The 25,566-nt window shown below is 68.7% G+C and carries 24 protein-coding genes; 15 read left to right on the plus strand and 9 right to left on the minus strand.

What is annotated here, in order from left to right; all coding sequences use genetic code 11:
• Positions 1–46 precede the first annotated feature (46 nt).
• Together metF and F817_RS0110490 are read left to right on the plus strand one after the other, a co-directional pair.
• A complete protein-coding gene (gene metF / locus F817_RS0110485; protein ID WP_024327608.1) occupies positions 47–901 on the plus strand; it encodes a methylenetetrahydrofolate reductase [NAD(P)H] in 855 nt (284 codons plus the stop codon).
• Positions 902–906: 5 nt separating this feature from the next.
• Positions 907–1,653, plus strand: coding sequence for a 16S rRNA (uracil(1498)-N(3))-methyltransferase (locus F817_RS0110490; RefSeq protein WP_024327609.1), 747 nt, complete (start codon positions 907–909; stop codon positions 1,651–1,653).
• Positions 1,654–1,708: 55 nt separating this feature from the next.
• Here F817_RS0110490 and F817_RS0110495 read toward each other — a convergent pair whose 3' ends face one another.
• Genes F817_RS0110495 through F817_RS0110520 form a run of 6 tightly spaced genes read right to left on the minus strand, consistent with a single transcriptional unit; the run spans position 1,709 to position 11,484 of the window.
• Positions 1,709–2,200 (minus strand): hypothetical protein, encoded by a 492-nt coding sequence (locus F817_RS0110495; protein ID WP_024327610.1) that lies wholly within the window; start codon positions 2,198–2,200, stop codon positions 1,709–1,711.
• On the minus strand, positions 2,197–7,944 hold the full coding sequence (locus F817_RS0110500; protein ID WP_024327611.1) for an Hpt domain-containing protein: 5,748 nt from the start codon (positions 7,942–7,944) through the stop codon (positions 2,197–2,199). The genes F817_RS0110495 and F817_RS0110500 overlap by 4 nt, the downstream gene beginning before the upstream one ends.
• Positions 7,945–7,959: 15 nt before the next feature.
• Positions 7,960–10,050, minus strand: coding sequence for a methyl-accepting chemotaxis protein (locus F817_RS0110505; RefSeq protein ID WP_024327612.1), 2,091 nt, complete (start codon positions 10,048–10,050; stop codon positions 7,960–7,962).
• 36 nt (positions 10,051–10,086) lie between these two features.
• A complete protein-coding gene (locus tag F817_RS0110510; RefSeq protein WP_024327613.1) occupies positions 10,087–10,668 on the minus strand; it encodes a chemotaxis protein CheW in 582 nt (193 codons plus the stop codon).
• A complete protein-coding gene (locus F817_RS0110515) occupies positions 10,665–11,030 on the minus strand; it encodes a PleD family two-component system response regulator (RefSeq protein WP_018865952.1) in 366 nt (121 codons plus the stop codon). The genes F817_RS0110510 and F817_RS0110515 overlap by 4 nt, the downstream gene beginning before the upstream one ends.
• Positions 11,031–11,067: 37 nt before the next feature.
• On the minus strand, positions 11,068–11,484 hold the full coding sequence (locus F817_RS0110520; RefSeq protein ID WP_024327614.1) for a PleD family two-component system response regulator: 417 nt from the start codon (positions 11,482–11,484) through the stop codon (positions 11,068–11,070).
• Between the two features lie 143 nt (positions 11,485–11,627).
• Here F817_RS0110520 and gshB point away from each other — a divergent pair, with 143 nt between their 5' ends.
• The 11 genes from gshB (at position 11,628) to F817_RS0110575 (ending at position 20,379) form a co-directional block, all read left to right on the plus strand.
• On the plus strand, positions 11,628–12,617 hold the full coding sequence (gshB, locus tag F817_RS0110525; protein ID WP_051132342.1) for a glutathione synthase: 990 nt from the start codon (positions 11,628–11,630) through the stop codon (positions 12,615–12,617).
• A gap of 5 nt (positions 12,618–12,622) precedes the next feature.
• Positions 12,623–13,660 (plus strand): FAD:protein FMN transferase, encoded by a 1,038-nt coding sequence (locus F817_RS0110530; protein WP_024327616.1) that lies wholly within the window; start codon positions 12,623–12,625, stop codon positions 13,658–13,660.
• Positions 13,657–14,031 (plus strand): NusG domain II-containing protein, encoded by a 375-nt coding sequence (locus F817_RS0110535; protein WP_024327617.1) that lies wholly within the window; start codon positions 13,657–13,659, stop codon positions 14,029–14,031. Before F817_RS0110530 ends, F817_RS0110535 begins: the two co-directional genes overlap by 4 nt.
• A 1-nt stretch (position 14,032) precedes the next feature.
• Positions 14,033–14,590 carry a Gx transporter family protein gene (locus F817_RS0110540; protein WP_024327618.1) on the plus strand — a complete coding sequence of 186 codons (558 nt, stop codon included), beginning with the start codon at positions 14,033–14,035 and terminating at the stop codon, positions 14,588–14,590.
• A gap of 66 nt (positions 14,591–14,656) precedes the next feature.
• Positions 14,657–15,598, plus strand: coding sequence for an energy transducer TonB (locus F817_RS0110545; RefSeq protein ID WP_024327619.1), 942 nt, complete (start codon positions 14,657–14,659; stop codon positions 15,596–15,598).
• A gap of 62 nt (positions 15,599–15,660) precedes the next feature.
• On the plus strand, positions 15,661–16,239 hold the full coding sequence (locus tag F817_RS0110550; protein WP_024327620.1) for a YqgE/AlgH family protein: 579 nt from the start codon (positions 15,661–15,663) through the stop codon (positions 16,237–16,239).
• A gap of 2 nt (positions 16,240–16,241) precedes the next feature.
• Entirely contained in the window at positions 16,242–16,637 is a 396-nt protein-coding gene (gene ruvX / locus F817_RS0110555) for a Holliday junction resolvase RuvX (protein WP_024327621.1), read from the plus strand.
• Entirely contained in the window at positions 16,634–17,152 is a 519-nt protein-coding gene (gene pyrR / locus F817_RS0110560; protein ID WP_024327622.1) for a bifunctional pyr operon transcriptional regulator/uracil phosphoribosyltransferase PyrR, read from the plus strand. Before ruvX ends, pyrR begins: the two co-directional genes overlap by 4 nt.
• Positions 17,153–17,171: 19 nt before the next feature.
• Entirely contained in the window at positions 17,172–18,185 is a 1,014-nt protein-coding gene (locus F817_RS0110565) for an aspartate carbamoyltransferase catalytic subunit (protein WP_024327623.1), read from the plus strand.
• Positions 18,182–19,474 carry a dihydroorotase gene (locus tag F817_RS0110570; RefSeq protein ID WP_024327624.1) on the plus strand — a complete coding sequence of 431 codons (1,293 nt, stop codon included), beginning with the start codon at positions 18,182–18,184 and terminating at the stop codon, positions 19,472–19,474. Before F817_RS0110565 ends, F817_RS0110570 begins: the two co-directional genes overlap by 4 nt.
• Positions 19,471–20,379 carry a dihydroorotate dehydrogenase electron transfer subunit gene (locus F817_RS0110575; protein ID WP_024327625.1) on the plus strand — a complete coding sequence of 303 codons (909 nt, stop codon included), beginning with the start codon at positions 19,471–19,473 and terminating at the stop codon, positions 20,377–20,379. Before F817_RS0110570 ends, F817_RS0110575 begins: the two co-directional genes overlap by 4 nt.
• Positions 20,380–20,431: 52 nt before the next feature.
• Here the strand turns inward: F817_RS0110575 and F817_RS0110580 are convergent, their stop codons facing one another.
• From F817_RS0110580 to F817_RS0110590, 3 genes are read right to left on the minus strand one after another with little or no spacing between them, the layout of a single operon-like run.
• Entirely contained in the window at positions 20,432–21,550 is a 1,119-nt protein-coding gene (locus F817_RS0110580; RefSeq protein WP_024327626.1) for a PilT/PilU family type 4a pilus ATPase, read from the minus strand.
• 20 nt (positions 21,551–21,570) lie between these two features.
• Positions 21,571–22,743 carry a PilT/PilU family type 4a pilus ATPase gene (locus F817_RS0110585; RefSeq protein WP_024327627.1) on the minus strand — a complete coding sequence of 391 codons (1,173 nt, stop codon included), beginning with the start codon at positions 22,741–22,743 and terminating at the stop codon, positions 21,571–21,573.
• Between the two features lie 51 nt (positions 22,744–22,794).
• The gene (locus F817_RS0110590) at positions 22,795–23,829 is read right to left on the minus strand and encodes a type IV pilus twitching motility protein PilT (RefSeq protein ID WP_017942890.1); all 1,035 of its coding nucleotides are present in this window, start codon (positions 23,827–23,829) and stop codon (positions 22,795–22,797) included.
• A 141-nt stretch (positions 23,830–23,970) separates the two neighbouring features.
• On the opposite strand from F817_RS0110590, the gene F817_RS0110595 reads away from it, so the two are divergent.
• Together F817_RS0110595 and proC are read left to right on the plus strand one after the other, a co-directional pair.
• Positions 23,971–24,687: a YggS family pyridoxal phosphate-dependent enzyme gene (locus tag F817_RS0110595; RefSeq protein WP_024327628.1), complete on the plus strand. Its 717-nt coding sequence runs from the start codon at positions 23,971–23,973 to the stop codon at positions 24,685–24,687.
• Positions 24,684–25,502 carry a pyrroline-5-carboxylate reductase gene (gene proC / locus F817_RS0110600; RefSeq protein ID WP_024327629.1) on the plus strand — a complete coding sequence of 273 codons (819 nt, stop codon included), beginning with the start codon at positions 24,684–24,686 and terminating at the stop codon, positions 25,500–25,502. The genes F817_RS0110595 and proC overlap by 4 nt, the downstream gene beginning before the upstream one ends.
• The last annotated feature ends 64 nt before the right edge of the window (positions 25,503–25,566 follow it).

Here is a 25,566-nt window from a genome sequence, read left to right on the forward strand (position 1 = left end):
GCCGCATGTTCGTGCGGTCCGCCTTCTTTTTGTCTGGAGGACAAACATGTCTGCACAAGAACGCGTCTATAGCGTTGAGTTTTTTCCGCCCAAGGACGAGGCCGGAGCCGAACGCCTGGCCAAGGCCCGCAAGCGCCTGGGCGCCCTGAACCCCGAGTTCTATTCCGTCACCTTCGGCGCCGGGGGTTCCACCCGCGACCGCACGCTGGAGACGGTCCGGGACATCATCGACAACGACGGCTTTCCCGCCGCCCCGCACGTCTCCTGCATCTCCTCCACCAAGGACGAGTTGCGCGAGCTGCTGTCGACCTACCGCGATATCGGCGTGAACCGCATCGTCGCACTGCGCGGCGACCTGCCGTCCGGCACCAAGAATTCCGGTGGCGATTTCCGCTACGCCTCGGAGCTGGTGGAGTTCGTGCGTGCCGAGTTCAACGACCAGTTCAAGATCGAGGTGGCGGCCTATCCGGAATTCCACCCGCAGGCGCCGAACGCCGAAAAGGACCTCGAGAACTTCAAGACCAAGGTGGATGCCGGCGCCGACGCCGCGATCACCCAGTACTTCTACAACGTGGACGCCTACGTCGCGTTCATGGAACGGGTGGAAAAAATGGGCATCACCATCCCGATCATTGCCGGGATCATGCCGATCACCAACTACACCCAGATCGTGCGCTTCTCCGAGATGTGCGGCGCCGAGATCCCGCGTTACATCCGCAAGCGGATGGAAGCCTATGGCGACGACAAGGAATCGATCCGCAAATTCGGGATCGAGGTCGCCACGCGTCTGACCGACGACCTGCTCGACAAGGGCGCGCCGGGAATCCACTTCTATTCGATGAACCAGGCCGGCCCCACCGAACAGATCTGGAAGGCCCTGGACCTCGACAACCGGAAGTAGACTGCATGCGCTGCCCCCGGCTATTGCTCGAATCCGAGGCACTGGTCGAGGGGCAGTCGCTTCCTGCCCCGCAGGACCGGCTCCACTACGCCACCACCGTCCTGCGTCTGAAGAGCGGCGCCCCCTGCCGCGTCTTTGACGGCCTCGGCAACGAATTCGACGCGACCCTCGAACTGAGCGACCGACGCCACGGCACCTTCCATCTGGGCGAACGTGCCGCCGCCCCGACCCATCCCGTGTTTCCGATCCACCTGCTGCAGGGCGTGGCCCGTGGCGACCACATGGACCTCGCCATCCAGAAGGCCGTGGAGCTGGGCGTGCAGTCCATCCGCCCGGTGCTGTGCGAGCGCTCGCGGTCGGCCGCCGCGCACAAGGGGCTGGACAAGCGCCAGCGCCACTGGCAGGGCATCCTGCGCGCCGCCGCCGAACAGTGTGGCCGCAACGAGCTGCCCGAGCTTTTCGAACCCGCTCCGCCGGAGACGGCCCTCGCGGGCTGCGCCGACGGCCTCGGACTGCTGGCCGAAGAGGGGGCCCCCGGGCTGGATGCGCGCCTGGGCGAACGCCACCGCTGGCCCTCGTCGGTCGCGCTCTATGTTGGTCCGGAAGGCGGGCTCACGCCCGCGGAAGCCGAGCATGCTCGGGATGCGGGGTTTCTGGGGGTCGGGATGGGGCCGCGCACCCTGCGCACCGAGACCGCCGCGATGGCCCTGGTCACGCTGGTCCAGTCGCGGCTGGGCGACCTGCGAGGCTGACCGGAAAAGCGGCTCGGAAGTCTAGGCGTGCACCGCAGCGGGGGCGGGAGGGCTCTCAGGCCGGCTGGCCCTCGGCGATCTCCAGCAGACGCTGCTCGAGGATATCCAGGCGCAGCAGGTGCGTCGTCACCCCCGACGCCTTGACGCGCCAGGACCACGGCGTGGCATCGGAATCCTCGAGCGCGTAGATGTTCTGCGGAGTGATCTGCACCGGATGGGGCGTACCGCGAACCTCCAGCGCATAGAACGGCAGGTGATCCGGTTCCATCACCGCCTGCATCACCAGCAAACGCGTGAAACGGCGACGGTCCTCGCCCGTGTCGCGGCCCGGGTCCAGAAGCTGGTTCACGTTAACCACCGGCACCTGCACGTCCTGCCAGACCAGGCTGGGCTCCAGCCACTGAATATCCGGGTGCTCGGAGGCCTGCTCCACCGCCCCCGCCCGCGTCGTGACCTCGAGAAAGGCACTACGCGGCAGCAGGATGGATCCCGCATCCAGCTGCACGATCACGGCCTCGACGGCCTGGGCCTGTGCCTCGTCGCTCATGCGGACACCTCCTGCAGTTGCTCGCGGATCGCATTCAGCAGGTCATTCTCGAGATACGGCTTGCCGAGATACCCGTTGACCCCGAGGCGGTCGGCCCGCTCGCGGTGCTTGGTCCCGCTGCGCGAGGTAATCATGATGATCGGCACATGCCCGAAGTCCGGGTGATCGCGCACGTGCGCGGCGAACTCGAAGCCATCCATGCGCGGCATCTCGACATCCAGCAGGATCAATTGCGGGCGGCGCTCGTCCAGCAGGCCCACCGCATCCAGGCCATCGCGCGCGGTCACCACGTCGTAGCCGTGACGGGTCAGCAGGCGCGCCGTGACCTTGCGGATGGTGATCGAGTCGTCCACCACCATGATCCGTCGGGAACTCGCGCCCTCCGCCGCCGTCTGCGGTGCCTCGGGCAGCGACGCGGCGGCCTCGGCAAAGCGCACCAGCATGCTGAGATCCAGGATGAGCATCACCGACCCGTCGCCCTGCAGGGTGGCCCCGGCCACGCCCGGAATGCGGCTCAGCACCGGCCCCACGGACTTCACCACGACCTCCTGGCTCCCCAGCAGGCCGTCGATGCGCAGGGCGACGCGCCGATCGTCGGCCCGAACCAGCAACAACGGGAACGGGTGATCCGGGAAGTGGTCGATCCCGGCCTGGCTCTCCACGCCCATCAGGTCGCCCAGGCCACGCACCTCGTAGTCCTGGCCGATGTAGTTGTAGGTCGCCTTGCCATCACGCGCGTCGATCTCCTCGGCGCGGGCACGCACGACCCCCTCCACCGACGCCATCGGGACGGCGAAGGTCTCTTCGCCCACTTGCACCAGCAGGGCCTGGGAGATGGCCAGGGTGAACGGCAGACGCATGGTGAAGCGCGAACCCTTGCCGGGCGTCGACTGGATCTCCAGTGTGCCGCCCAGCTGCTTCACGTCGCTGTTGACCACATCCAGGCCAACCCCGCGCCCCGCGACCTGCGAGACCGCGGCGGCCGTGGAGAACCCGGACTGGAGGATCAGTTGCAGGGCCTGGGAGTCGCTTACGTCGGCATCGGCCGCGATGAGGCCCCGCTCGATCGCCCGGGCGCGGATGGCCTCGGCGTCGATGCCCTTGCCGTCGTCGGTCACCTGCAGGCGGATCTCGCTGCCGGACTGTTCCAGGCTGACATCGATCTGCCCCTGCGCGGGCTTGTGCGCCTGCTCGCGCTCGGCCGGTGCTTCAATGCCGTGCGCAATGGCGTTGCGCAGCAGGTGTTCCAGCGGCGAGACCAGCCGTTCCAGCAGGGCGCGGTCAAGCTCGGCCCCCTGTCCGGTAAACTCGACCCGGACCCCCTTGCCCAAGTCCTCGCCCGCCTGGCGTACCACCCGGCGCAGTCGCGGGGCCATGCGGGCAAAACGCACCATGCGCTGCCGCATCAACTGGTCCTGCAGGTCGGTGCCAACGCGGCGCTGCTGCAGCAGGATCCCGCCGGCGTTCTGCAGTTCGTCGCCGACCTCCTGCTTCAGGGCCTCGAGGTCACTGACACTTTCGGCCAGGGCGCGCGACAACTGCTGAATACCGGAATAGCGGTCCATCTCCAGGGGATCGAAGTCGACGGCCTCCTCACCGCTCTCTTCCTCCACCCGGAACAGGATCTGCGCCTCGGTCTCGATCTCGAGCTTGCGCAGCTGGTCGCGCAGGCGGGCGATCGTACGGTCGAGTTCGTCGACCTGTCCTTCGACCCGGCCGACGGTCTGTTCGAAACGACGATGGAACGTCGCCAGCTCGCCGGCATTGTTCACCAGGCTGTCGAGGACCTCGGCGTCCATGCGGACCTGGTCCTGGATGCGCCGGCCTTCGGTCTCCGGCATCTCGTGGGAACGGCGATCGGTCTCGACCACCTGTGCTGTCGCCAGATCGGCGCCGACGGCGTCTTCGGCCGCCGAATCATCGGGCTCCGCGGCATCCGCCTCGCTCGGGTCCACGGGTGCCTCGGCATCCGATTCGCCCGCAGACCAGGCACGCAGGGCGGGCAGCGAGTCACTGGCCGCCTCGTCCATCTGCCAGGCGCCAACTCCGCGCTCGACCAGATGCTGCACGTCGGTCAGGGCACGCTCCGTGAGCTGGAAGAAGCCGTCACGCGGTTCCAGGCCGGTCTCGGTCTCTACGCTCAGGGCGCTTTCCAGGGCGTGCGCAATCGCCCCGACCACGGTGAAGCCGGCCATGCGCGCGCTGCCCTTCAGGGTATGCACCTCACGCTGGAAGGCATTCTGGTCCGGGCCCGGACGGCCGCCGGCCTCGCGCCAGCCATTGAGGGCGGCGAAGGCGGCGTCGAGGATGTCGCGGGCCTCCTCGATGAAGACCTCGGCGAACTCCCAGTCGATCTCCAGCTCGGGCTCCGGCTCGCCGGACACGTCCGGTTCCGTCTCCGCGCCGGACGCGGCGGGCTCGACATCATCGAAGTCCGACGCCTCTTCCTCGTCCGCCTGTTCCTCGGCGCGCAAGAGCTGCTCGGCCGTCGCATGATCCAGCAGGGCGTAGACCTCCGAGGCCCAGGGCGGCGGCTCCAGCACCTTGGCCGGGTCCGGCTCGTCGTCCCCGACCGCATCGGCGACATAGGTCTCGAGCTGACGCAGGAGCGCGACGGCGCCGGCCGGCAACGCCCATTCCATGTCGCGGTGGATGCGGATCAGGCGCTCGAACGGGCCGCAGACCGAGTAGATGCCCCGGATGTCGGCCGTGCGTGCGCTGCCGTTCAGGGTGTGCAGTGCCCGTTCGAGATCGTGATTCGGGACCCGGTCGGGACGCCACTGGGCCTCGTCCAGCCAGCCACGCAGGGTGAGCAGATGGACCTGGGCCTCGGCCGCAAACACCTGCCACAGCTGCGGATCCGTATCCATGCGTGCGGCCACAGGTTCCGCGGGTGCATCCTGCAGGTCGGGTTCGACTGCCGCCGGCTCCTCCGGCGCGATGCCTTCTTCGGCATCCCCTTCCAGCGGTGCGCCCGCCTCCCCCGCCTCGATCACGGCGTCGGCCGCCAGCGAGTCGTCCTCGTCCAGGGCTTCTTCCGTCACCTCGAAGGCGTCGGAGGGAAGTTCGAGATCATCCAGGTCCAGCGGCTCGACGGCCGACCCGGATGCCGACGGCTCTTGCGGGGCGGGCTCCGCGTCCTGCTGCGGCCCGGGCGTTACGGTATCCAGGTCGCCCGGCTCGAGCGCATCCGGCGGGAGATCCGGCACGAACGCGCCCGGGTCCTGCGGGAGCTCCCCGGCCGCCTCGTCCGGGTCCGCCTCGGCGGTATCCGTGATGTCCGTGGTTTCCGTGCCCGCCGGGGTATCGGTGGGGTCCATCCCGTCGAGGGTCCGCGCCAGCGCCTCGAACTCCGCGGCCGCCCCCGGGGGCGCGGCGCGCTCGGCCGCCTCGTCGTCCAGCTCGGCCTCGGGTTCCGGCTCGCCGGCGGCCAGAGCCCGCAGGCGCAGGGCGATGTCGAGGACCGGCGTATCCGGCCCGGTGTCGTCACGGACCTCGGCCACCAGCCCGGGGAGCACCCCGATGGCATCCTCGATCACCTGCAACGTGGCGTGATCGGCCTCGTGGTCCGAATCCAGCAACCGGTTGAGGAACGACTCCACGGCCCAGGCGAACTCGCCCAGGCGCAGGGCCCCGGCCAGGCGGCCCGATCCCTTCAAGGTGTGGAAGGAGCGCCGGATCACCGACAGGCTGTCGAGGTCGGCGGGGTTGGCCTGCCAGAGCGGGAATTGCTGGCGCAGGCTCGCCACCTCCTCGTCCGCCTCCTCGAGGAAGATCTCGAGGATCTCCGGATCGACATCGGGCCCGCGTACCTGGTCGGCCAGCACGGTGTCGTCGAAGGGCAGCGAATCGCGGCCCCCGGCCGGCACCGGGGTGGCCTGGGGAGGGGGCGGCGGTGCTTCGGCATCGGCTGGCGAGGGCTCAGCGGACGGGTCAGGCGACACTTCGGCGGGTTCTTCGTCGGCGGCGCCGAAATCGAAGTCCGGAAGGTCGCCGGGGGCGGACTCGGCCTCGTCGAGCGTGGGCGTCGGCGGTGCTTCATCCGCCACGTCCGGCGCGGCGGCCAGGCGCAGATCCGCGGCATCACCGCCGGAGATTGCGCCAATGCGCTGCAGTGCCGCGATTCCACGCTCGTGGACGCTATCCAGTTCGCGCCAGGGCTGACCGGAGGACTCGAGCGCCACCTCGATGCTGCTGAGCACCTCGGCCAGCGCCTCGATCTCGCCCTCGTCGAGCTCGGTCGCGGCCATGCCAGCGCGGGAATCGAGGTGGCGGATCAGTGGTCCGAGCAGGGCATGCAGGGCCTCGAAGCCCGACATCGACATCGCGCCCTCGATGCGGCGCAGGCCCTCGCGGGCCTCGTCGAGTCCGTCATTACTGGCGTCTGCCCCCGCATCCAGGAATCCGAGGAAGATATCGCGAACCCGGCGCACATCGACCAGGGCCTCCTTGTACACGGCCGCTGCCAGGGCGCGGTCGAATTCAGCCTGTGGCGTTGGGCTGTTGCGCTGGCGGCGCAGGCCCGACTCCAGCAGGGACTCGAGCGCCAGCAGGTGCTCCGCGAGCACCATGTCGACCTGGTCGTCCGCCTCGCCGGCACGTTCCGGCGTCAGCGAGGCGGTCAGGGCGTCGGTATGCTCCTGCCCGGCATCCAGCCCCAGGAGGCTGAGCGTCGAGCCGATACGTTCGACCTGCTCGCGCAGGTTGGCGAGATCCTCGGTCCCGCGCACCGGGGAACGCATCAGCACATCCAGCCGCTCGCGCACCTCGGCAAGGTCGTCTTCCAGTGCCTGGCGCAGGTTGTCGTAGACCGATCGGCCCACGCCGCTGCCACCGTCCTCCAGGCTAAAGTGATCGAGCCCGAAGACCTCGCGCACGGCGAGGGTCTGCTCCCCCTCCGAGGTGGCACAGGCGACATGGAACAGCAGGGTCTTGATCAGGTCGGACGGCGCCTCGTAGGCGGGTTCCGACCCGGGATCACCGGCTTCCACATGGGTCGTCAGGACATTGAGGTAGCGCCCGAGTTCACGATCCACCCGTCCCACCAGCCGGCGGACGTCGGTATCGGCCTCGATACCGCCCTGTGCTAACGCCTCCAGCATCGCCCCGGCGACCCAGAACAGGCGCCGCGCCTCGCCAGCCGGAACTGCTTCCTCGACCACACGCGCAGTCGCCTGCATGCGAGCGGCCGGATCGAGCACATCCTCGCCCCGCACCAGTTCCAGAAGGTCACGCTGGAAGCGGCGGCGCGCCTGTTGCAACACCGGGATGCGCGAGGCCGGATCCTGCACTTCGCCACCGGAACCGACGCGTTCGTCGTCCACGGCCTGCGGGTCCGGCATCAGCGCCGCGACATCCAGCAGCAGCGATGCCCCTCGACTGCTGCGCAGCTCGTTCAGCAGGGGCACCAGGATCATCGGCGAGGGCAGCTCGCCATCGCCCTCATTCTCGAGATAGTCCGGGAGTTGCAGGGAGGCGCGCAGCAGGGGCTCGGTGGCCGCCATGTTCGGCTCGTCGGCCTGCTGGAGTTCATCCAGGACCTGCAGCATCTCGTCCAGGATCAGGACCACGCTCTCGACCTGGACCATGACCAGGGTGTTGCGGATCTGCTCGACCCGGCTGCGAGCCTCGGCCAGGCAATCACCACAGGCCGGGTCGTCGGAATACCGCCGCAAGGCGTCCTGGACCTCGACAAACAGCTTGTCGAGTTCGTCACGGACCCAGTTCAGTGCGCTGGATGCCATCGGCCGCGTCCGCCGTCAGGCCCGCTGTTCGTCGGAGGGCGGCGTGCCGGAATCGGGGTCGGGATCCGCCTCGTCGGGGGTACCGCCCAGGGTGTCGGCACGACCTTCCGGCTCGGGTAGCTTGAAGTCCGACACCGAGGACTGGAGCTGGGCCGAGAGCTGGGCGAGGTCGCCGATCGCCGCCGCGGTGGACTGGGTGCCCTGCGTGGTCTCGGAGGTGATCTCGCGGATCTGCGACATGATGGACGTCACGTCCTGCGCCATCTCGGACTGCTTGCGCGCCGAAGAGGAGATCCCGTCGATCAGGTCGGCCAGGTCGGCCGAGACCTGTTCGATCTCGGACAGCGCCTCGCCCGCGGCCTGGGCCAGTTCGGCCCCCTGCACCACGTTGGCGGTACTTTGTTCCATGGAGCTCACGGCCTCGCTGGTATCGGCCTGGATGGCCTTGACCAGCCCTTCCACCTGACGGGTCGCGCTGGAGGAACGCTCCGCGAGGCGCTGGACCTCATCCGCCACCACCGCGAAGCCGCGACCGGCCTCGCCCGCGGCAGACGCCTGGATCGCCGCATTCAGTGCCAGCACGTTGGTCTGTTCGGCGATGTCGTTGATCAGGCCGATGATGTCGCCGATCTCCTGCGACGATTCACCCAGGCGCTTGATCCGCTTCGCCGTCTCCTGGATCTGCTCGCGGATACTGTCCATGCCCTCGATGGAGCGACGCACGGTACCCGCCCCGCGGGATGCGATCTCCACCGAGTTACGCGCCACGGAGGCCGACTGCTCGGCGTCCTGGGCGACCTTGTCGACCGAGCGCGACACCTCGTCGATCGCGTCGTCCGCGCGCTGGATCTCGCGGGCCTGCTCTTCCGACTTCTCGGCCAGCCCGAGCACCTGGGAACGCGTAGTGGCGGAGGATTCGCTGATGTCGGCCGCCACCGTGTTGATGGTCGCGACCAGGGTCCGCAGGTTCTCGATCGCGTAGTTCATCGAGTCCGCGATGGCGCCAGTAAAGTCCTCGGTCACCGTCGCGTTCACGGTGAGGTCCCCGTCCGCCAGGTTCATCATTTCATCGAGCAGGCGCAGGATCGCCTGCTGGTTGCGTTCGTTCTGGGCCTCGGTCTCGGCCAGCTCGCGCTTGGTATCGCGGTAGAGGAACAGCCCCATCGCGATCAGCAGGAGCAGCGCCAGACCGCCGAAGCCGAAACCGATCAGCGCAATCACGCCCGCGCGATCGGCCTCCCGGGTAATCGCGTTCTCGAACTCGCCGGTCGTCTCCAGCATGGCGCCGCTGCTGGCCTCGACGCTGGAGGCGGCCGCATTGACCTCGAACACCTGGGTGGAGGTATCCAGCACGCCCTCCACCGCCTCGCTGAAGGCGACGAACAGGGTGGCGATCTCCTGCAGCAGCGCACGGGCCTGCGCATCATCGACGGGTTCGACGCCCAGCGGGGCAAAGCCCTCGATCAGGCCGTCCAGGACGCGACCGTACAGCGTCGCATCACGCTCGAAACGCTCGATCGCAGTGGCCGCCTCGGCACCGCCCTGGAGCACCTGCCCCAGGCTGTTGGCGATGCGCTGGATCAGCATGGTCTGACGCGCCGCGACGTAGACCTGCTCGGGCGGCTCACCGATCTGGGTCATGCGTCGCACGACATCATCGGACAACCGCGAAAGCTCCGGCGAGAAGGCCGCCACCGCGTCGGAAAACTCGGTGATCAGCTGAATATCCGAGCGTCCGAGGATGACCGTGTTGATGTGCTCCCGGTACGCCGCCCACGCGCGATCGACATCGGCGATGTCGTCGTGGAGGGGTTCGGGCAGCGGCTGCAGGCCTTCACCTCCCTCGCGGATCCGCTCCAGGCGCGCCTCGAAGTCATCGCGCAGGGACTGCAGGTCGGTGAACGCCTGCTCGGAGCCCGCCGCGGCCTCCAGCGAGCTGGTGGCCAGCCGCTGTGACAGCAGGCGCAGATCGTTGGCCAGCGCGATGCGGTCGCGATACTGACTCTGCTCGTACTCGTGGTAGGTGAAGGCCCCGCCGGTCGCGATCAGGGCCAGTACCAGCAGCCCCCCGAGGACAAGATTACGTGCGCGACGACTCGATCCCATCAGTTCATACCCCCTGTCGCAGCCCCGCGACCCGCGTCATTCGACGGCGGCTGCGGACTGTTCGCTATTGGATGTACCGGCCAAGCCCGTGCCGGTAAAGCGATTGTTGTCATTCAGCAGCAGATCCAGGTCCAGCACCGGGTGCAACCGGTGCCCGAGATCGAATCCGCCAGTAATAAAGGGTCGGACGGCCTCGGGGACCGAGACCTCCAGGCGGCGCTGGGACGGGATGCAGCGGCGCATCCCCTCGACCTGGCTGACCAGCAGCCCGGCCATGCCCTGGCCCTGCGGCGCCACGACGATACGCTGCCCGGTCGCATCGTCCGGCAGCGGACGGTCCAGCAACAGCTGGCCCATGTCGAACACCGGCAGCACCAGCCCGCGCAGATTGCCCACGCCCAGCACGGCGGAATCCGCCAGCGGGACGCGTGTCAGCGTCATCGGGTCGGCGACCTCGGCGATCGAGTCCATGTCGACCAGGAAGCGGAAATCCCCGACGCGCAGCAGCACGCCGCGCCAGCCGGTACCAATGTCCCGCCGCAGCTCGCGATTGACGCGGCGCCCTTCGCGATCAAGGCTCGCGATCAGCGCATACGGCGTGGACAGGTCGGTCTTCATGCCGACAGGTACTTCCCGATGGTTTCCAGCAGATTCTTCTCCACTACCGGCTTGGTGATGTAGTCCCGGGCCCCCTGGCGCATCGCCCAGACTCGGTCGGTCGCCTGATCCTTGGTGCTGACCACGACGACCGGCACATGCGCCGTCTCCTCGGCCTGGGACAGCTGGCGCGTCGCCTGGAAGCCATTCAGGCCGGGCATCACGACATCCATCAGCACCAGATCCGGAACCTGCGACTTGGCGGCCGCGACCCCGTCCTCGCCACTCTCGGCCGTCGTTACCGAGTGCCCGTGTTTCTCGAGCATGGTGCGCAGGACGTGGATCTCGGTCGGCGAATCGTCAACGATCAGAATGCGGGCCATGGGGTTCGTCTTTCCTTGGTTGATGTGACGGGGTGCGTCATGCCGAGGGGCTGGCGTACTGACGCATGGCACCCAGGAGGTCGTCCCTGGTGAATGGCTTGGTGAGGTAGTCCTCCGACCCCACAACGCGGCCCTTCGCCTTGTCGAACACGCTGTCCTTGCTCGACAGCATGATGATCGGCGTGGCGCGAAACTGCTTGTTGTTCTTGATGAGGGCGCAGGTCTGGTAGCCATCCAGACGCGGCATCATGACATCGATGAAGATAATGTCCGGGCGCGACTGGGCAACCTTGGACAGCGCCTCGAAGCCGTCCACGGCAGTCACAACCTCGGCCCCGTGCTTCTGCAGCAAGGACTCGGCAGTGCGCCGGATGGTCTTGCTGTCATCGATCACCATGACCTTGAGTCCCTGAAACTCGGTGGCCGAGTCCGCTTCGGCAAGCGCGTTAGACACCTTCTCCCCCTGAGGTCATTTCGCCCCGAATCTAGCGGAAGCGGGGTCCTGTGACAAACAGGACGCCATGATATTGCATCGCGTCCACCGCAATGCACCGGATACCGGGCCGGGCGCACAGGACCGCGCCGCCCCCGACCGGCATGGCATACTCCCCGGACACCCCGTACGCACGAGGCAACGTGGCCAAGAACATTGCCATCCTGATGGACCCGGTCGCCAGCATCAAACCCTGGAAGGACACCACCTTCGCGATGATGCTGGCGGCGCAGGCTCGCGGGCACCGTCTGCACTATCTGGAACCGGCCGACCTCTGGATCGAGGAGGGCCGCGCCGCCGCGCGCAGCCACCCGATCGAGGTGCGCGACCAGCGCGAGGATTTCTTCTCCCTGGGCGCGGCGGAGACCGGGCCGGCGGCGCGCTTCGACCTGCTGCTGATGCGCAAGGATCCGCCATTCGACCTGGAGTACATCTACGCCACCTACGCCCTCGATCTCGCCGAGCGCGAGGGCGTGCGCGTCTCTAACCGCCCACAGGCATTGCGCGACGTCAACGAGAAGGCCTTTACCGCCCACTTCCCGCAGTGCTGCCCACCCACGCTGATCACCCGCGACCGCGGCCGGATCCGCGCCTTCCTCGAGGCCCACGGCGATATCGTCGTCAAGCCGCTGGACGGCATGGGCGGGGCCTCGGTATTCCGGATCCGCGAGGACGACCCGAACACCTCGGTGATCCTCGAGACCATCACCGAGTTCGACCAGCGCAGCGTGGTCGCGCAGCGCTTCCTGCCAGAGTACACGGCCGGCGACAAGCGCATCATCCTGATCGGCGGCGAACCCTACGCACACGCCCTGGCGCGCATCCCGGCCGCCGGCGAAAGCCGCGCCAACCTGGCCGCCGGCGGGCGCGGAGAGGCCCGGGCACTGACCGACCGCGACCGCTGGATCTGCCGCGAGATCGCCCCGGAGCTCAAGGCCCGCGGCCTGGACTTTGTCGGCATCGACGTGATCGGTGACTACCTGACCGAGATCAACGTCACCAGCCCCACCGGCGTGCGCGAACTGGACGCCGCGGGCGGGCACGATCTGGCCGGGCAGTACATCGACTACCTCACCCGCGCGATGGAAGGATGACCGGTATGCGCCTCGTGATGACCCGCACCCTGCCCCTGCTGCTTGCAACCGCCCTGCTGGTCGCCTGCGGCGGCGAGGAACCGGATACCGAACAGCTGGGGTTCTACGCCTTCGGCACGCTGGTGGACCTCAGCCTCTACCCCGCCGGCGAATACGACGTGGAGGCGATCGGAACCGCCGTCCAGGAGGAGCTGGAGATCCTGCACACCTCCTGGCATGCCTGGGAGCCCGGGTCGCTTGGTCGCACCAACGAGTTGCTGGCCCTGCAGGGCGAATTCAGCGCCCCGCCGTCGGTGCTCCCGCTGATCGAACGCGGCCGCGAGATGGAGGCCCTGAGCGACGGTTTGTTCAACCCCGCCCTCGGCAAGCTGGTCGCCGCCTGGGGCTTCCACCAGGACGAACCCGAAGGCCCGCCGCCGGATGACGACACCCTGGCCGAACTGCTGGACGATCCGCCCGGCATGCAGGACATCGAGCGCAACGGCGTCCGCCTGCGCGGCACCCACCCGGACCTGCAGCTCGACTTCGGCGGACTGGCCAAGGGCCTCGCGGTGGAACGCGTGCTGGAACTGCTCGCGGAGCAGGGGGTGGAGGCCGCGATCTTCAACGCCGGTGGCGACCTGATGACCCTGGGACGCCCGCAGGGGCGGCCGTGGCGCGTCGGCATCCGCCACCCCCATGGCGGCGTACTCGGCAGCATCGAACTGGACGCCGGCGAGGCCCTGTTCACATCCGGCGACTACGAGCGCGGCTACGACTGGGAGGGCGAACGCATCCACCACGTGATCGACCCGCGCACCGGCCGCCCGAGCCGGGGCATCGACAGCGCCACCGTGCTCCACCACGACCCGGCCGTGGCCGACGCCGCCGCCACCACCCTGATGATCGCCGGGCCGGATGCCTGGCCGGAATACGCCCGCAAGATGGGCATCGAACACGCCCTGGTGGTGCTGGAAGACCGTATCGAGGCCACGCCAGCGCTGGCCGAACGGGTACAACCCGGCCGCGACCGGGAACCGCTCGTGGTGCGCGAACTGCCGTGACGGGCGGCCTGCTGCGCTGGGGCGACGCCCTGATCGGCACACTGGCCGCGGCGATCGTGCTCACGGCCTTCGTGCTGGCCTACAGCCCTTCGGGCGATGCCCGGGTGCTGGTCATCAGCCAGGCCGGGGCCGAACCCCGGCACGAGCCACTGGACCGGGCCCGGGTCCTCGAGATCCGGGGGCCGGCCGGCATTACCCGCATCGAGATCGAACCCGGCCGGGCGCGCTGCGCCGAATCCCCCGGACGCCAGGACATCTGCGAGGCCAGCGGCTGGCTGCAGGCCCACGGCGAGGTGGCCGTCAGCCTGCCCAACCGGCTGACCCTCCAGGTCCTGGGCACGGAACCGGGCTTCGACAGCATGCATTACTGACATGGGGACCCCGGCCGGCGATCCACGGGCCGGCAGCGACGCCCGTGACCGCGCCATCGCGGCACTGGCCGCCATCGCGATCGGCATCCAGATCCTGGAGGCCGCGATCCCCAGCCCGGTCCCCGGCATCAAGCCGGGGCTGGCCAACATCGTCACCCTGATCACCCTCCTGGTCCTCGGCTGGCGCGCGGCCGTCGCGGTCACGCTGATCCGGGTGGTCGGCAGCAGCCTGCTGCTGGGGACCCTGCTGAGCCCCGCCTTCTGGCTCTCGCTGGCCGGGGCCGTCGCAAGCCTGGTCCTGCTGGCCGCACTGCGGCCCTTCACACCCCGGCATGTCGGGCCCGTGGGACTGGCCATTGCGGCCGCCATGGGCCACATCACCGGGCAATTCCTGCTCGCCTGGGCGATCATCATCCCGCATCCCAACCTGCCGCTGGTACTGCCGCCACTGTTGCTCGCGGCCCTGATCGCCGGCAGCCTGACCGGTATACTGACCGCCCAGGTCCTAGCCGATCCCCGAATCCAGCGTCATGTCCGCAAACCCGCTCCCAGTTCATAGCACCCCCAGGCCCCGCCACTCGGCGGGGTCCGGGCGTGCGCGCGCCGAGCGCGGGCCGGGGGCGGCATGACGCGCCCCGCCACACCGGGCGCCCCGCCACCGGAGTCGCCGCGGATGCAGGACCACCTGGGGACCATGATCTTCCTCGCGGTGGTCGCGCACGCGCTGATCATTCTGGGGATCGGTTTCGCGGTCGATCCGATCGAAAGCCCCACCCGCGAGCCCCTGGACATCACCTGGGTCACCGACCCCGATGCCCCGCCACCGGAGCTGGACGAGGAGATCGAGCACATCGCCACCCGGGACCAGGCCGCCAGCGGCGAGGGCGAGGAAATCCAGGAGGCCCGGGCCCCGGAGGCCGACGATGCCGGCGTCGGCGAACCCGAGCCGGAGGGCCTGGACGCACCCTTGCCGGAGGCAGGCCCGCTGATCATGGACCCGGCGCAGCCGGAACCCGAGCCGGAACCCGACCAGGTCACCGCCGACACCCCGGACGAGCGTGCCGCGCCGCCCGAGGTCGCCGACCCCGAGCCGCTGGAGGCCCCGGACGCCGAGGAGCGGCCCTCCGCCGCGACGCTGATGAACCGCGGCCTGGAGAGCGCCCGCGCGGCACCGGCGGAAGAGCGCCAGACATTCTCCACCCGCGCCAGCCGCACCCGCTATCTGGATAGCCTGGCCGCGCGCAGCGCCCCCGAGGCCGCCTACCTGCAGGCCTGGATCAACAAGGTCGAACGCCTGGGCAACCTGAACTATCCGGACGAGGCGCGGCGCCGGGGCCTGTCCGGAACCCTGGTCCTGTCGGTGCGCATCAACCCGGAGGGCGAGCTGCTCGATATCGAGGTCGCGCGCAGTTCCGGGGAACCGGTCCTCGACCAGGCCGCCATCCGCATCGTGGAGCTGGCGGCCCCGTACGCACCCTTCACCGACGCGATGCGCGAGGAATACGACGAACTGGTCATCACCCGCACCTGGGCCTTCCGCCGCGACCAGATGGAACAGATCCGCTGACGGACCGGACAAACCCGGCCGCCTTCCTTGCGACCGGCCGGGCCAGCATCGATACTGTTGGCATGAAGCCGACGACCGCCCGCCACGAGCCCGACAGCCTGCGCGATCACTTCCTGATCGCGATGCCGAGCCTGAACGATGGCTACTTCAGCCATGCGGTCACCTACATCTGTGATCACGACGAAGAAGGCGCGCTGGGTCTGGTGATCAACCAGCCCACGGAATTTTCACTGCGCGAGCTGCTGGAGCACGTGGAACTGGAACCCGGCGAGGACCTGCCGGAGATGCCGGTCTACCGCGGCGGCCCGGTACAGCCGGAACACGGCTTCGTGCTCCACTCCGCCGAGCAGACCTGGCGTGGCAGTCAGCCCATCACTGACTCCATCGTGCTGACCACGTCGCGCGACATCCTCGAGGCGATCAATGCGGGCCGCGGCCCGCGCCGGGTCCTGATCGCGCTGGGCCATGCCGGCTGGGGCCCCGGCCAGCTGGAGAGCGAGCTGGCCGAGAACGCCTGGCTGACGGCCCGCGCCGACGCCGACGTCCTGTTTGATCACCCCAGCGCCGAGCGCTGGCGCGCCGCCGCCGAACTGATCGGCATCGACGTCAACCTGATCAGTTCGGCCTCCGGTCACGCCTGACCGTGGGGCTGCTGGCGTTCGACTACGGGCGACGCCGGATCGGGGTGGCGGTTGGCGAGGAACTGACCGGCTCGGCCCGCGGCCTGCGCACGCTCGCCAGCGATGCGCCGGACCTGTGGCCCGCGATCGACGCGCTGGTGGCGGAATGGGCCCCGGAGGGCTTCGTGGTCGGCTGGCCGACCCAGGCCGACGGCAAGCCCACGCCGCTGGCGCGGCGCATCCGGGGCTTCGCCCGCACCCTCGAAGAACGCTACCGGCAACCGGTATACTGGTGCGACGAGCACCTGACATCCCACCTGGCCCGCGAGCGCCGTCGGCCGGGACGCCATGACCCGGGGCTGGACGCCCATGCCGCCGCGGTCATCCTCGAAGGCTGGTTCCTGGAGAACGCATCATGACACCGGACGTCCCGACCCTGCTCGACGACATGGCCGAACAGGCCCGCCACTACCTCAAGACCCACGGGATCGAGCAGCCCATCGTGGTCGGCATCCACTCCGGCGGGGTCTGGATCGCGGAGCACCTGCGCGAGCGTCTCGGGGTAGAACGCCCGCTGGGCAAGCTGGACATCAGCTTCTACCGCGACGACTTCTCGCGCATCGGTATGCACCCGCAGGTGCGCCCGTCGGAACTGCCGGAAGACCTGGATGGCGAACACGTGCTGCTGGTGGATGACGTGCTGTTCACCGGGCGCACCATCCGCGCGGCCCTGAACGAGCTGTTCGACTACGGTCGTCCGGCCTCGGTGACGCTGGCGGCGCTGGTCGAGCGCGACGGCCGCGAGCTGCCGATCGAGGCCGCGATCGTCGGCGCCCACATGGAACTGGGGCCGGCCGAACAGATCAAGCTGCGGGGCCCCGAGCCGCTGCGCCTGGAGCGGGTGGCCATCGACCCCGAGGACCTCGAGGCCTGAGCCAGCGGAATCACGACGGATGACCGAGACCCTGATCGCCCACCCGGGCGCGCGCCTGCCCGAGCCGGGCCCGCTGCCCAACCGCCTGCAGCTGACCGACGACGGGCAGCTGCGCCACATGCTGACCATCGAAGGCCTGAACCGGGAGCTGTTGACCGAGATCCTGGACACCGCCGAGTCATTCGCCAACATGAACGAGAAGGCGGTAAAGAAGGTCCCGCTGCTGCGCGGCAAGACCATCGTCAACCTGTTCTTCGAGGCCAGCACCCGCACCCGCACCACCTTCGAACTGGCCGCCAAGCGCCTGTCCGCCGACGTGCTGAACGTCAACATCAACACCTCCTCGGCGGTGAAGGGCGAGAGCCTGCTGGACACCCTGCGCAACATCGAGGCGATGAACGTCGACATGTTCGTGGTGCGCCACGAAGAGAGCGGCACCGCGCACTTCATTGCCCGCCACGTGGCCCCGGGCATCAGCGTGCTGAACGCCGGCGACGGCCGCCACGCGCACCCGACCCAGGCCCTGCTGGACATGTTCACCATCCGCCGCCACAAGGGCGACTTCACCAAGCTGAAGGTCGCGATCGTCGGCGACATCCTGCACTCACGCGTCGCGCGCTCGCAGATCCATGCCCTGAATATCCTGCAGACGGGCGAGGTGCGAGTGGTCGCGCCCTGCTCGCTGCTGCCGGCGAATGTCGATCAGCTCGGGGTGCATGTCTACAACGACCTCGACGCGGGGCTGAAGGACGTCGACGTCATCATCATGCTGCGCCTGCAACGCGAGCGCATGGAACATGCCCACCTCCCCTCCGAGCACGAGTACTACCAGCTGTTCGGCCTCACCTCGCGGCGCCTGCAGCTGGCGCACCCGACCTGCCTGGTCATGCACCCCGGCCCCGCCAACCGCGGGGTAGAGATCGAGTCCGCGGTGGCCGACGGGCCGCACTCGGTGATCCTGGAGCAGGTCACCTACGGCATCTCGGTACGCATGGCGGTGATGTCGATGGTCATGGGGGCCCACCAGGCATGAGCGTGCTGATCGAGAACGCCCGCATCCTCGACCCGGTGGATGGCTACGACACCATCGGCTCGCTGTGCGTGCAGGGAAGCGAGATCCTCGCCCGCGGCCAGGCACCGGACGGCTTCGAGCCCCGCCGGCGCATCGATGCCAGCGGGCTGTGGCTGATCCCCGGCCTGATCGATCTGGCGGCACGCCTGCGCGAACCGGGCCAGGAGCACAAGGCTACCGTCGCCAGCGAGACCCTAGCGGCGGCCAGTGGCGGGATTACCAGTCTGGTCGTCCCGCCGGATACCGAACCGCCGATCGACTCGCCCGCCGAGGTCGAGCTGATCAATCGCCGCGCCCGCCAGGCCTGCGGCGTTCGGGTCTACGTGCTCGGGGCGCTCACCCATCAACTGGAGGGCCAGCAGCTCGCCGAGATGGCCGCCCTGATGAACGCCGGCGCGCGCGGGGTCAGCAACGCGAACAAGCCGCTGGCCAGCCTGCTCGTGCTGCGCCGGGCACTGGAATACGCCACCACCTTCGGCCTGACCATCGTGCTGTCGGCCCAGGACCCGGCCCTGACCGGCTCCGGCTGCATGCACGAGGGCGCGGTCTCCACCCGACTGGGACTGGCCGGCATCCCCGAGGCCGCCGAGACCGCGGCGCTGGGCGCCATCCTGGCGCTGGTCGAGCAGACCGGGGCGCGGGTCCACGTGGCGCGACTGTCGACCCGGCGCGGCGCGGAGATGATCGCCAAGGCGCGCGCCGAGGGTCTGCCGGTCAGCGCGGATGTCGCCGCCCACCAGCTGTTCCTGACCGAGGTGGACGTCGCGGAATACGACCCGAACTGCCACGTGATCCCGCCCCTGCGCGTCCAGCGCGACCGTGACGGGCTGCGCGCGGCGGTCGCCCGCGGCGAGATCAGTGCGATCTGCTCCGACCACCAGCCACACGAGCCCGACAGCAAGCTCGGCCCGTTCGCCGGCACCGAGCCCGGCATCTCGGCGCTGGAGACCCTGCTGCCGCTGACACTGCGTCTGGTCGAGGACGGGCTGCTGAGCCTGCACGACGCACTGGCCCGGGTCACCACCGGACCGGCGGAGATCCTCGGCTTTGCCCAGGGTCGCCTGACTCCGGGTGCCCGCGCCGACTTCGTTCTGTGGGACCCGGCCACGATGCAGGAGGTCCACCGCGAGGACTGGCTGAGCGCCGGGCATAACACCCCCTTCTTCAACTGGACCTTCTCCGGACAGGTCCGCGAGACCTGGGTCGCCGGACGTCCGGTCTGGACCCGGCCCAGCGAGGACACCGCATGACCGCGCCCGCCCCCCATGCCCGTGCCCATCGCGGCACGATCTTCCAGGAAGAAGGCCGCATCCTCGACCACCATGATGCCGGGGCGGACCAGTGGATCCTGCGGGTCTCCGCGCCCGAATGCGCCCGCGCGGCACAGCCCGGGCAGTTCGCCCATCTGCAGTGCGCTCCGCGCCTGCTGATGCGCCGCCCGCTGTCGATCCAGCGCGTCGATCGCACGGCCGGCTGGGTGGAATTCCTCTACAAGGTAGTGGGGGACGGCACCCACGCCCTGTCACAGCAGGCGAAGGGCGACACCCTCAGCGTGCTGGGACCCATCGGCCAGCCCTTCCGCCTGCACCCGGAGCGGCCGAAGCGGCTGCTGCTGGGGGGCGGGGTCGGGATCCCGCCGATGATCTTCCTCGCCCACCGCCTGCACCTGCAGGGCGAGGCGGGACAGACCCACGCGATTCTGGGTTCCGAGGTCCCGTTCCCGTTCCACGCACGCCCCTCCGAGATCCTGTGGCCGGGGCTGCCGGACGGGGCGATCGCCACCCTTCCGCTGCTGGAGGACTGGGGGGTCGCCTGCCGCCTGACCTCGAAAGCCGGACTGCCGGGTGCCTTCGACGGCTTCGTGACCGACCTGGGGCGCGCCTGGCTGGCCGGACTCGCGCCGGAAGAGCGCAACCAGGTCGAGATCTTCGCCTGCGGCCCCCACCCGATGCTCGAGGCCTGCGCCGAACTGGCGGCGGAATTCGACCTGCCCTGCCAGGTATCACTGGAGGAATTCATGGCCTGCGCGGTGGGCGGCTGCGCCGGCTGCACGGTGCCGGTGCGCACCCCGGACGGGGTCGCGATGAAGCGGGTCTGCGTGGACGGCCCGGTGTTCGCGGCCTCCGACGTCTTCCCGGAGCCGACGAGCGCCTGAGGCAAAAAGCCCGGAAGAGGCCTTGGCAGGGGCTTCGCCTCCGAACAGGCTCCTATCGGTCGGGGAGTTTCAGTTCTTCCTCGGTCTCGTCGGCGGAGGCCACCCCGCCCCCGAAGTTCAGGCGCCACTCGAGGTCGGCACGCGAGTCGGCCTTGTTCAGGGCCTCGTCCAGCATCACATCCCCGGTCTTGAACAGCTTGACGATCGCCTGATCGAAGGTCTGCATGCCGACCGATCCGCCCTTGCCCATGATTTCCTTGATCTCGCTGATCTTCTCGTCGCGGATCAATTCGCTGACATAGGGGGTATTAACCAGGATCTCCAGCGCCGCGACCCGCCGTCCGTCCTTGGTCTGCAGCAGGCGCTGGGCGACGATCGCGCGCAGGTTGAGCGACAGGTCCGACAGGATCTGCGGGCGGTTGTCCTCCGGAAACAGGTTGATTACCCGGTCCAGCGCCTGGGTGGCGTTGGTCGCGTGCAGGGTGGTCAGCACCAGGTGGCCGGTATCCGCATAGGTCAGCGCCGCGCGCATGGTCTCGCGCGAGCGCACCTCGCCCACCATGATCACGTCCGGGGCCTCGCGCATGCCTTCCTGCAGGGCGTGGTCGTAGCTGGGAGTATCGATCCCCACCTCGCGCTGACCGACAATCGAACGCTTGTGCGAGAACAGGAACTCGATGGGATCCTCGACCGTGAGGATGTGCCCGCTCTGGATGGTGTTGCGGTGGTCGATCATCGACGCCAGCGTGGTCGACTTCCCGGTCCCGGTGGCCCCGACGATCAGGATCAGCCCGTCGTTGTAAGCCACAAACTGCTTGAGCACCTCGGGCAGCCCGAGCTGCTCGATGGTCGGGATGGCGACCCGGATGAAGCGGATGACCATCGCAACCTCGCCGCGCTGGCGATAGACGTTCACGCGAAAGCGCCCCAGGCCCTCGCGCGACAGGCCGAAGTTGACGGCCGTCTCGCGCTCGAAGATCTCCGCCTGATGCTCGCTCATCATCTCGCGCGCGATGCTCTCGGCCTGACCGTACGCCAGCGCCTTGCGCGAGATCGGCTGCAACTGACCATCGACCTTGATGCTGGCCGGCGCGCCGGTCAGGAAGAACAGGTCCGAGGCGGCCTTCTGCGCCATCAACTTCAGGTAGGGCTCGATCTGCAACTGGCTCATGATTTCAGCTTCCCTGGCGTCTAGCGCAGGTTGAAGTCCTCGGCGCGCTCGTCCACGGACAGGCCTTCGCCCTCGTCCTTCACCGCGGGCGCCCCGTCGTCCTGGGCGCGCTGGCTGTCGAGCTTGATGCGCAGGCGCAGGTCGTTGACCGAGTCGGCGTTGCGCAGGGCCTCGTCATAGCTGATATTGCGGGACTCGTAGAGATCGAACAGGGCCTGGTCGAAGGTCTGCATGCCCTGCTCGCGCGAACGCGACATCAGCTCTTTCATGTTGTGGACCTCCCCCTTCAGGATCAGGTCGGCCATCAACGGGGTATTGATCAGGATCTCCACCGCAGGCACTCGTCCATCGCCGCTCTCCTTGCGCACCAGGCGCTGCGAGATCACCGCCTTGAGGTTCAGCGAGAGGTCCATCAGCAACTGCTCGCGCCGGTCCTCGGGGAAGAAGTTGATGATGCGGTCCAGTGCCTGGTTGGTGCTGTTGGCGTGCAGGGTGGACAGGCACAAATGCCCGGTCTCGGCGAACGCGATGGCATAGTCCATCGTCTCGCGGTCACGGATCTCGCCGATCAGGATCACATCCGGCGCCTGGCGCAGGGTGTTCTTCAGCGCGATCTCGTAGTTCTCGGTGTCCACCCCGACCTCGCGCTGGGTGATGATGCTCTTGTCGTGCTCGTGGACGAACTCGATCGGATCCTCGATGGTGACGATGTGGTCGGGCATGGTGCGGTTACGGTAGCCGATCATCGCCGCCAGCGAGGTCGACTTGCCCGACCCGGTCCCGCCGACGAAGATCACCAGACCGCGCCGCTCCTGGGTGATCTTCTCCAGCTGCGGGGGCATCTGGATGTCCTCGAACTTCGGGATCACCGAGTTGATGGTCCGCAGCACCATGCCGGGGCTGCCGCGCTGGGTGAAGACGTTCACGCGGAAGCGCGACACACCCTGCAGGCCGATCGCGAAGTTGCACTCCTGGTGGCGTTCGAACTCGGCCGACTGTTTGTCGTTCATCAGCGAACGCACCAGCGCCTGGGTATGCGAAGGCGTCAGTTGCTGTTCGGTCATCGGCACCACCCGGCCATCGATCTTGGCCGCAGGCGGCATCCCTACCGTAATGAACAGATCCGACCCGCCCCGGTCCACCAGGGCCCGCAGCAGGTCGTGCATGTACTTGATCGCCTTGTCACGATCCATGGCGTTCTCCCCTAATACCCGTTGCGGCGATCACGCCCAGCGGGCCGCTGATCAAATGGAATCCGGGTTGGCGGCCTTGCGCCGCGCGTCCTCGCGGCTGATCACGCCCTGGGCGAGCATGTCCTTCAGGCACTGGTCCAGCGTCTGCATCCCGGTGCCGGCACTGGTCTGGATGGTCGAGTACATTTGCGCGATCTTGTTCTCGCGGATCAGGTTCCGGATCGCCGGCGTGCCCAGCATGATCTCGTGGGCCGCGACGCGTCCGCCGCCGATCTTCTTCATCAGGGTCTGGGCGATGACCGCGCGCAGCGACTCCGACAGCATCGCGCGCACCATGTCCTTCTCGGCCGCCGGGAACACGTCGACGATGCGGTCGATGGTCTTGGCCGCGGAGCTGGTGTGCAGGGTCCCGAACACCAGGTGGCCGGTCTCGGCCGCGGTCAGGGCCAGGCGGATGGTCTCGAGATCACGCAGCTCGCCGACCAGGATGGTGTCCGGATCCTCGCGCAGCGCCGAGCGCAGGGCCTCGGAAAAGCCGTGGGTGTCACGATGCACCTCGCGCTGGTTGACCAGCGACTTCTTCGATTCGTGCACGAACTCGATCGGGTCCTCGATGGTGAGGATGTGCCCGTAGTCGTTCTCGTTGCGGTGGTTGACCATGCCCGCCAGCGTGGTCGACTTCCCCGAACCGGTCGGCCCGGTCACCAGCACGATGCCGCGCGGATAGTTCGAGATCTCCTCGAAGATGCGCGGGGCGCCGAGCTCCTCGAGGGTCAGAACCTTGGAGGGGATGGTGCGGAAGACCGCCGCCGCGCCGCGGTCCTGGTTGAACGCGTTGACACGGAAGCGGGCCAGCCCCGAGACCTCGAACGAGAAGTCCGTCTCCAGGAACTCCTCGTAGTCCTTGCGCTGGCGGTCGTTCATGATGTCGTAGATCAGGCCCTGGACCTCCTTGTGGTCCATGACCGGCACGTTCACGCGGCGCATGTCGCCGTCGATGCGCACCATCGGCGGCATGCCGGCAGAGATGTGCAGGTCCGAGGCCCCGTTCTTGACCGAGAAGGCCAGCAACTGCGTGATATCCATGCATCCCCCTGTTGTCGGGCGCCACGCCAAGGCGCGTCAGCACCCGGGTGGCGGCCGCGACCACCACGCCCTGTCGCTTGATGAAGGGCCGCGTGAAAATCCGCGGTGACCTTGTGTTCTTCCGGACTATATCATAGGGAAATGACCACACCAGACCATGCCCTGGGCACCGTTCGGGCCCGCATCGAGGCCGCCTGCCGCGAGGCGGGTCGCGACCCGGATTCGGTCCGGCTGCTGGCCGTCAGCAAGACGCGCGGCGCGGACGAGATCCGCGCCCTGCACGCCCGCGGCCAGGACGCGTTTGGCGAGAACTACGTCCCCGAACTGGTGGACAAGCACGACGCCCTGGAGGCGCCTCCCGCACCGCTCGGGCTCGAGTGGCACTTCATCGGTGCGCTGCAGGGCAACAAAACCCGCGCCGTGGCCGAGCGCGCCGCCTGGGTGCATACCGTCGACCGCGAACGCATCGCCCGGCGCCTGTCGGACCAGCGCCCGGCGGGCCTGCCGCCACTGCAGGTCTGCCTGCAGGTCAATATCAGCGAAGAGCCGCAGAAAGCCGGCGTGGCACCCGCCGAGACCGCCACCCTGGCCGACGCCGTGCGCGACCTGCCGGGCCTCGACCTGCGCGGCCTGATGGCCATCCCGGCTGCCGAAGAAGACCCCGGGCGCCAGCGCGAACCCTTTGCACGCCTGCGCGCCCTGCGCGATACCCTGAACACCCGGGGCCATACACTCGACACGCTGTCCATGGGCATGTCCGGCGACCTCGAGGCCGCGATCCTCGAAGGGGCGACCCTGGTGCGCGTCGGTACCGCCCTGTTCGGCCCACGCCAACCCCCATCCAAGGAGTCCGCATGACGGAACACCGCTACGAGGTCGGCTTCGTCGGAGCCGGCAACATGGGCGAGGCCCTGCTCCAGGGGCTGGTCCAGTCCGGTCACGCCGCCGAACACATCGCCATCGCCGACAAGAGCGCCGAGCGCGTGCGCGACCTGCAGGCCCGCTACCCCGGGCTGGCGAGCGGCAGCGCGAGTGACCTGGCCGCCAGCAGCGCCACCCTGGTCCTCGCGGTCAAGCCGCAGACCCTGCCGGAGCTGGCCCCGACTTTGCGCGACGCGGTGAACCAGGGCCAGCCGCTGGTAATCTCCGTGGCCGCCGGCATCACCACCACGCAGCTCGCCGGATGGCTGGGCGACGGCACGCGCCTGGTCCGCGCGATGCCGAACACCCCGGCCCTGGTCGGCGCCGGGGTCACCGGGCTCTATGCCGCGCCCACCGCAGGCCCCGAGGATCGCGCCACGGCCACCCGGCTGCTGGAGGCGGTGGGCCGCGCAATCTGGGTGGAGGACGAGGAGCAGATGCACGCCGTGACCGCCACATCCGGCAGCGGACCGGCCTACGTGTTCCTGATGATCGAGGCGATGCAGGAGGCCGCGCAGTCGCTGGGCCTGCCGGCGGATACCGCTCTCGAGCTGACGCTGGGCACCCTGGCCGGCGCCACCCGCCTGGCCGCGGAGAGCGACGAGAGCGCCGCCGAACTGCGCCACCGCGTCACCTCCCCGGGCGGCACGACCGAACGCGCCCTGCAGGCCCTGGAAGACGGCGACCTGCGCGAACTGATGCGCCGGGCCATGACCGCGGCCGCCGACCGCTCGCGCGAACTCGGCCGCTGAAAAATCCACCACGAGGCACACGAAGAAGGGCGATTCACAGGAAGAAGGGAAGTCAGGAAGAGGT

This window comes from Thioalkalivibrio sp. AKL19, assembly GCF_000420165.1.
In the GTDB taxonomy this organism is placed as follows: Bacteria; Pseudomonadota; Gammaproteobacteria; order Ectothiorhodospirales; family Ectothiorhodospiraceae; genus Thioalkalivibrio.

Bases quoted from the DNA above. Each gene is read 5' to 3' on its own strand.
- F817_RS0110585 (WP_024327627.1), bottom strand. From the start codon at position 22,743: ATGGATCGTGACAAGGCGATCAAGTACATGCACGACCTGCTGCGGGCC.
- F817_RS0110565 (WP_024327623.1), top strand. From the start codon at position 17,172: ATGACCGAGACCCTGATCGCCCACCCGGGCGCGCGCCTGCCCGAGCCG.
- gshB (WP_051132342.1), top strand. From the start codon at position 11,628: ATGGCATACTCCCCGGACACCCCGTACGCACGAGGCAACGTGGCCAAG.
- F817_RS0110580 (WP_024327626.1), bottom strand. From the start codon at position 21,550: ATGAGCCAGTTGCAGATCGAGCCCTACCTGAAGTTGATGGCGCAGAAG.
- F817_RS0110530 (WP_024327616.1), top strand. From the start codon at position 12,623: ATGCGCCTCGTGATGACCCGCACCCTGCCCCTGCTGCTTGCAACCGCC.
- F817_RS0110505 (WP_024327612.1), bottom strand. From the start codon at position 10,050: ATGGGATCGAGTCGTCGCGCACGTAATCTTGTCCTCGGGGGGCTGCTG.
- F817_RS0110595 (WP_024327628.1), top strand. From the start codon at position 23,971: ATGACCACACCAGACCATGCCCTGGGCACCGTTCGGGCCCGCATCGAG.
- pyrR (WP_024327622.1), top strand. From the start codon at position 16,634: ATGACACCGGACGTCCCGACCCTGCTCGACGACATGGCCGAACAGGCC.
- proC (WP_024327629.1), top strand. From the start codon at position 24,684: ATGACGGAACACCGCTACGAGGTCGGCTTCGTCGGAGCCGGCAACATG.
- F817_RS0110515 (WP_018865952.1), bottom strand. From the start codon at position 11,030: ATGGCCCGCATTCTGATCGTTGACGATTCGCCGACCGAGATCCACGTC.
- F817_RS0110490 (WP_024327609.1), top strand. From the start codon at position 907: ATGCGCTGCCCCCGGCTATTGCTCGAATCCGAGGCACTGGTCGAGGGG.
- F817_RS0110510 (WP_024327613.1), bottom strand. From the start codon at position 10,668: ATGAAGACCGACCTGTCCACGCCGTATGCGCTGATCGCGAGCCTTGAT.
- F817_RS0110575 (WP_024327625.1), top strand. From the start codon at position 19,471: ATGACCGCGCCCGCCCCCCATGCCCGTGCCCATCGCGGCACGATCTTC.
- F817_RS0110540 (WP_024327618.1), top strand. From the start codon at position 14,033: ATGGGGACCCCGGCCGGCGATCCACGGGCCGGCAGCGACGCCCGTGAC.
- F817_RS0110590 (WP_017942890.1), bottom strand. From the start codon at position 23,829: ATGGATATCACGCAGTTGCTGGCCTTCTCGGTCAAGAACGGGGCCTCG.
- F817_RS0110500 (WP_024327611.1), bottom strand. From the start codon at position 7,944: ATGGCATCCAGCGCACTGAACTGGGTCCGTGACGAACTCGACAAGCTG.
- F817_RS0110545 (WP_024327619.1), top strand. From the start codon at position 14,657: ATGACGCGCCCCGCCACACCGGGCGCCCCGCCACCGGAGTCGCCGCGG.
- F817_RS0110570 (WP_024327624.1), top strand. From the start codon at position 18,182: ATGAGCGTGCTGATCGAGAACGCCCGCATCCTCGACCCGGTGGATGGC.
- metF (WP_024327608.1), top strand. From the start codon at position 47: ATGTCTGCACAAGAACGCGTCTATAGCGTTGAGTTTTTTCCGCCCAAG.
- F817_RS0110495 (WP_024327610.1), bottom strand. From the start codon at position 2,200: ATGAGCGACGAGGCACAGGCCCAGGCCGTCGAGGCCGTGATCGTGCAG.
- F817_RS0110550 (WP_024327620.1), top strand. From the start codon at position 15,661: ATGAAGCCGACGACCGCCCGCCACGAGCCCGACAGCCTGCGCGATCAC.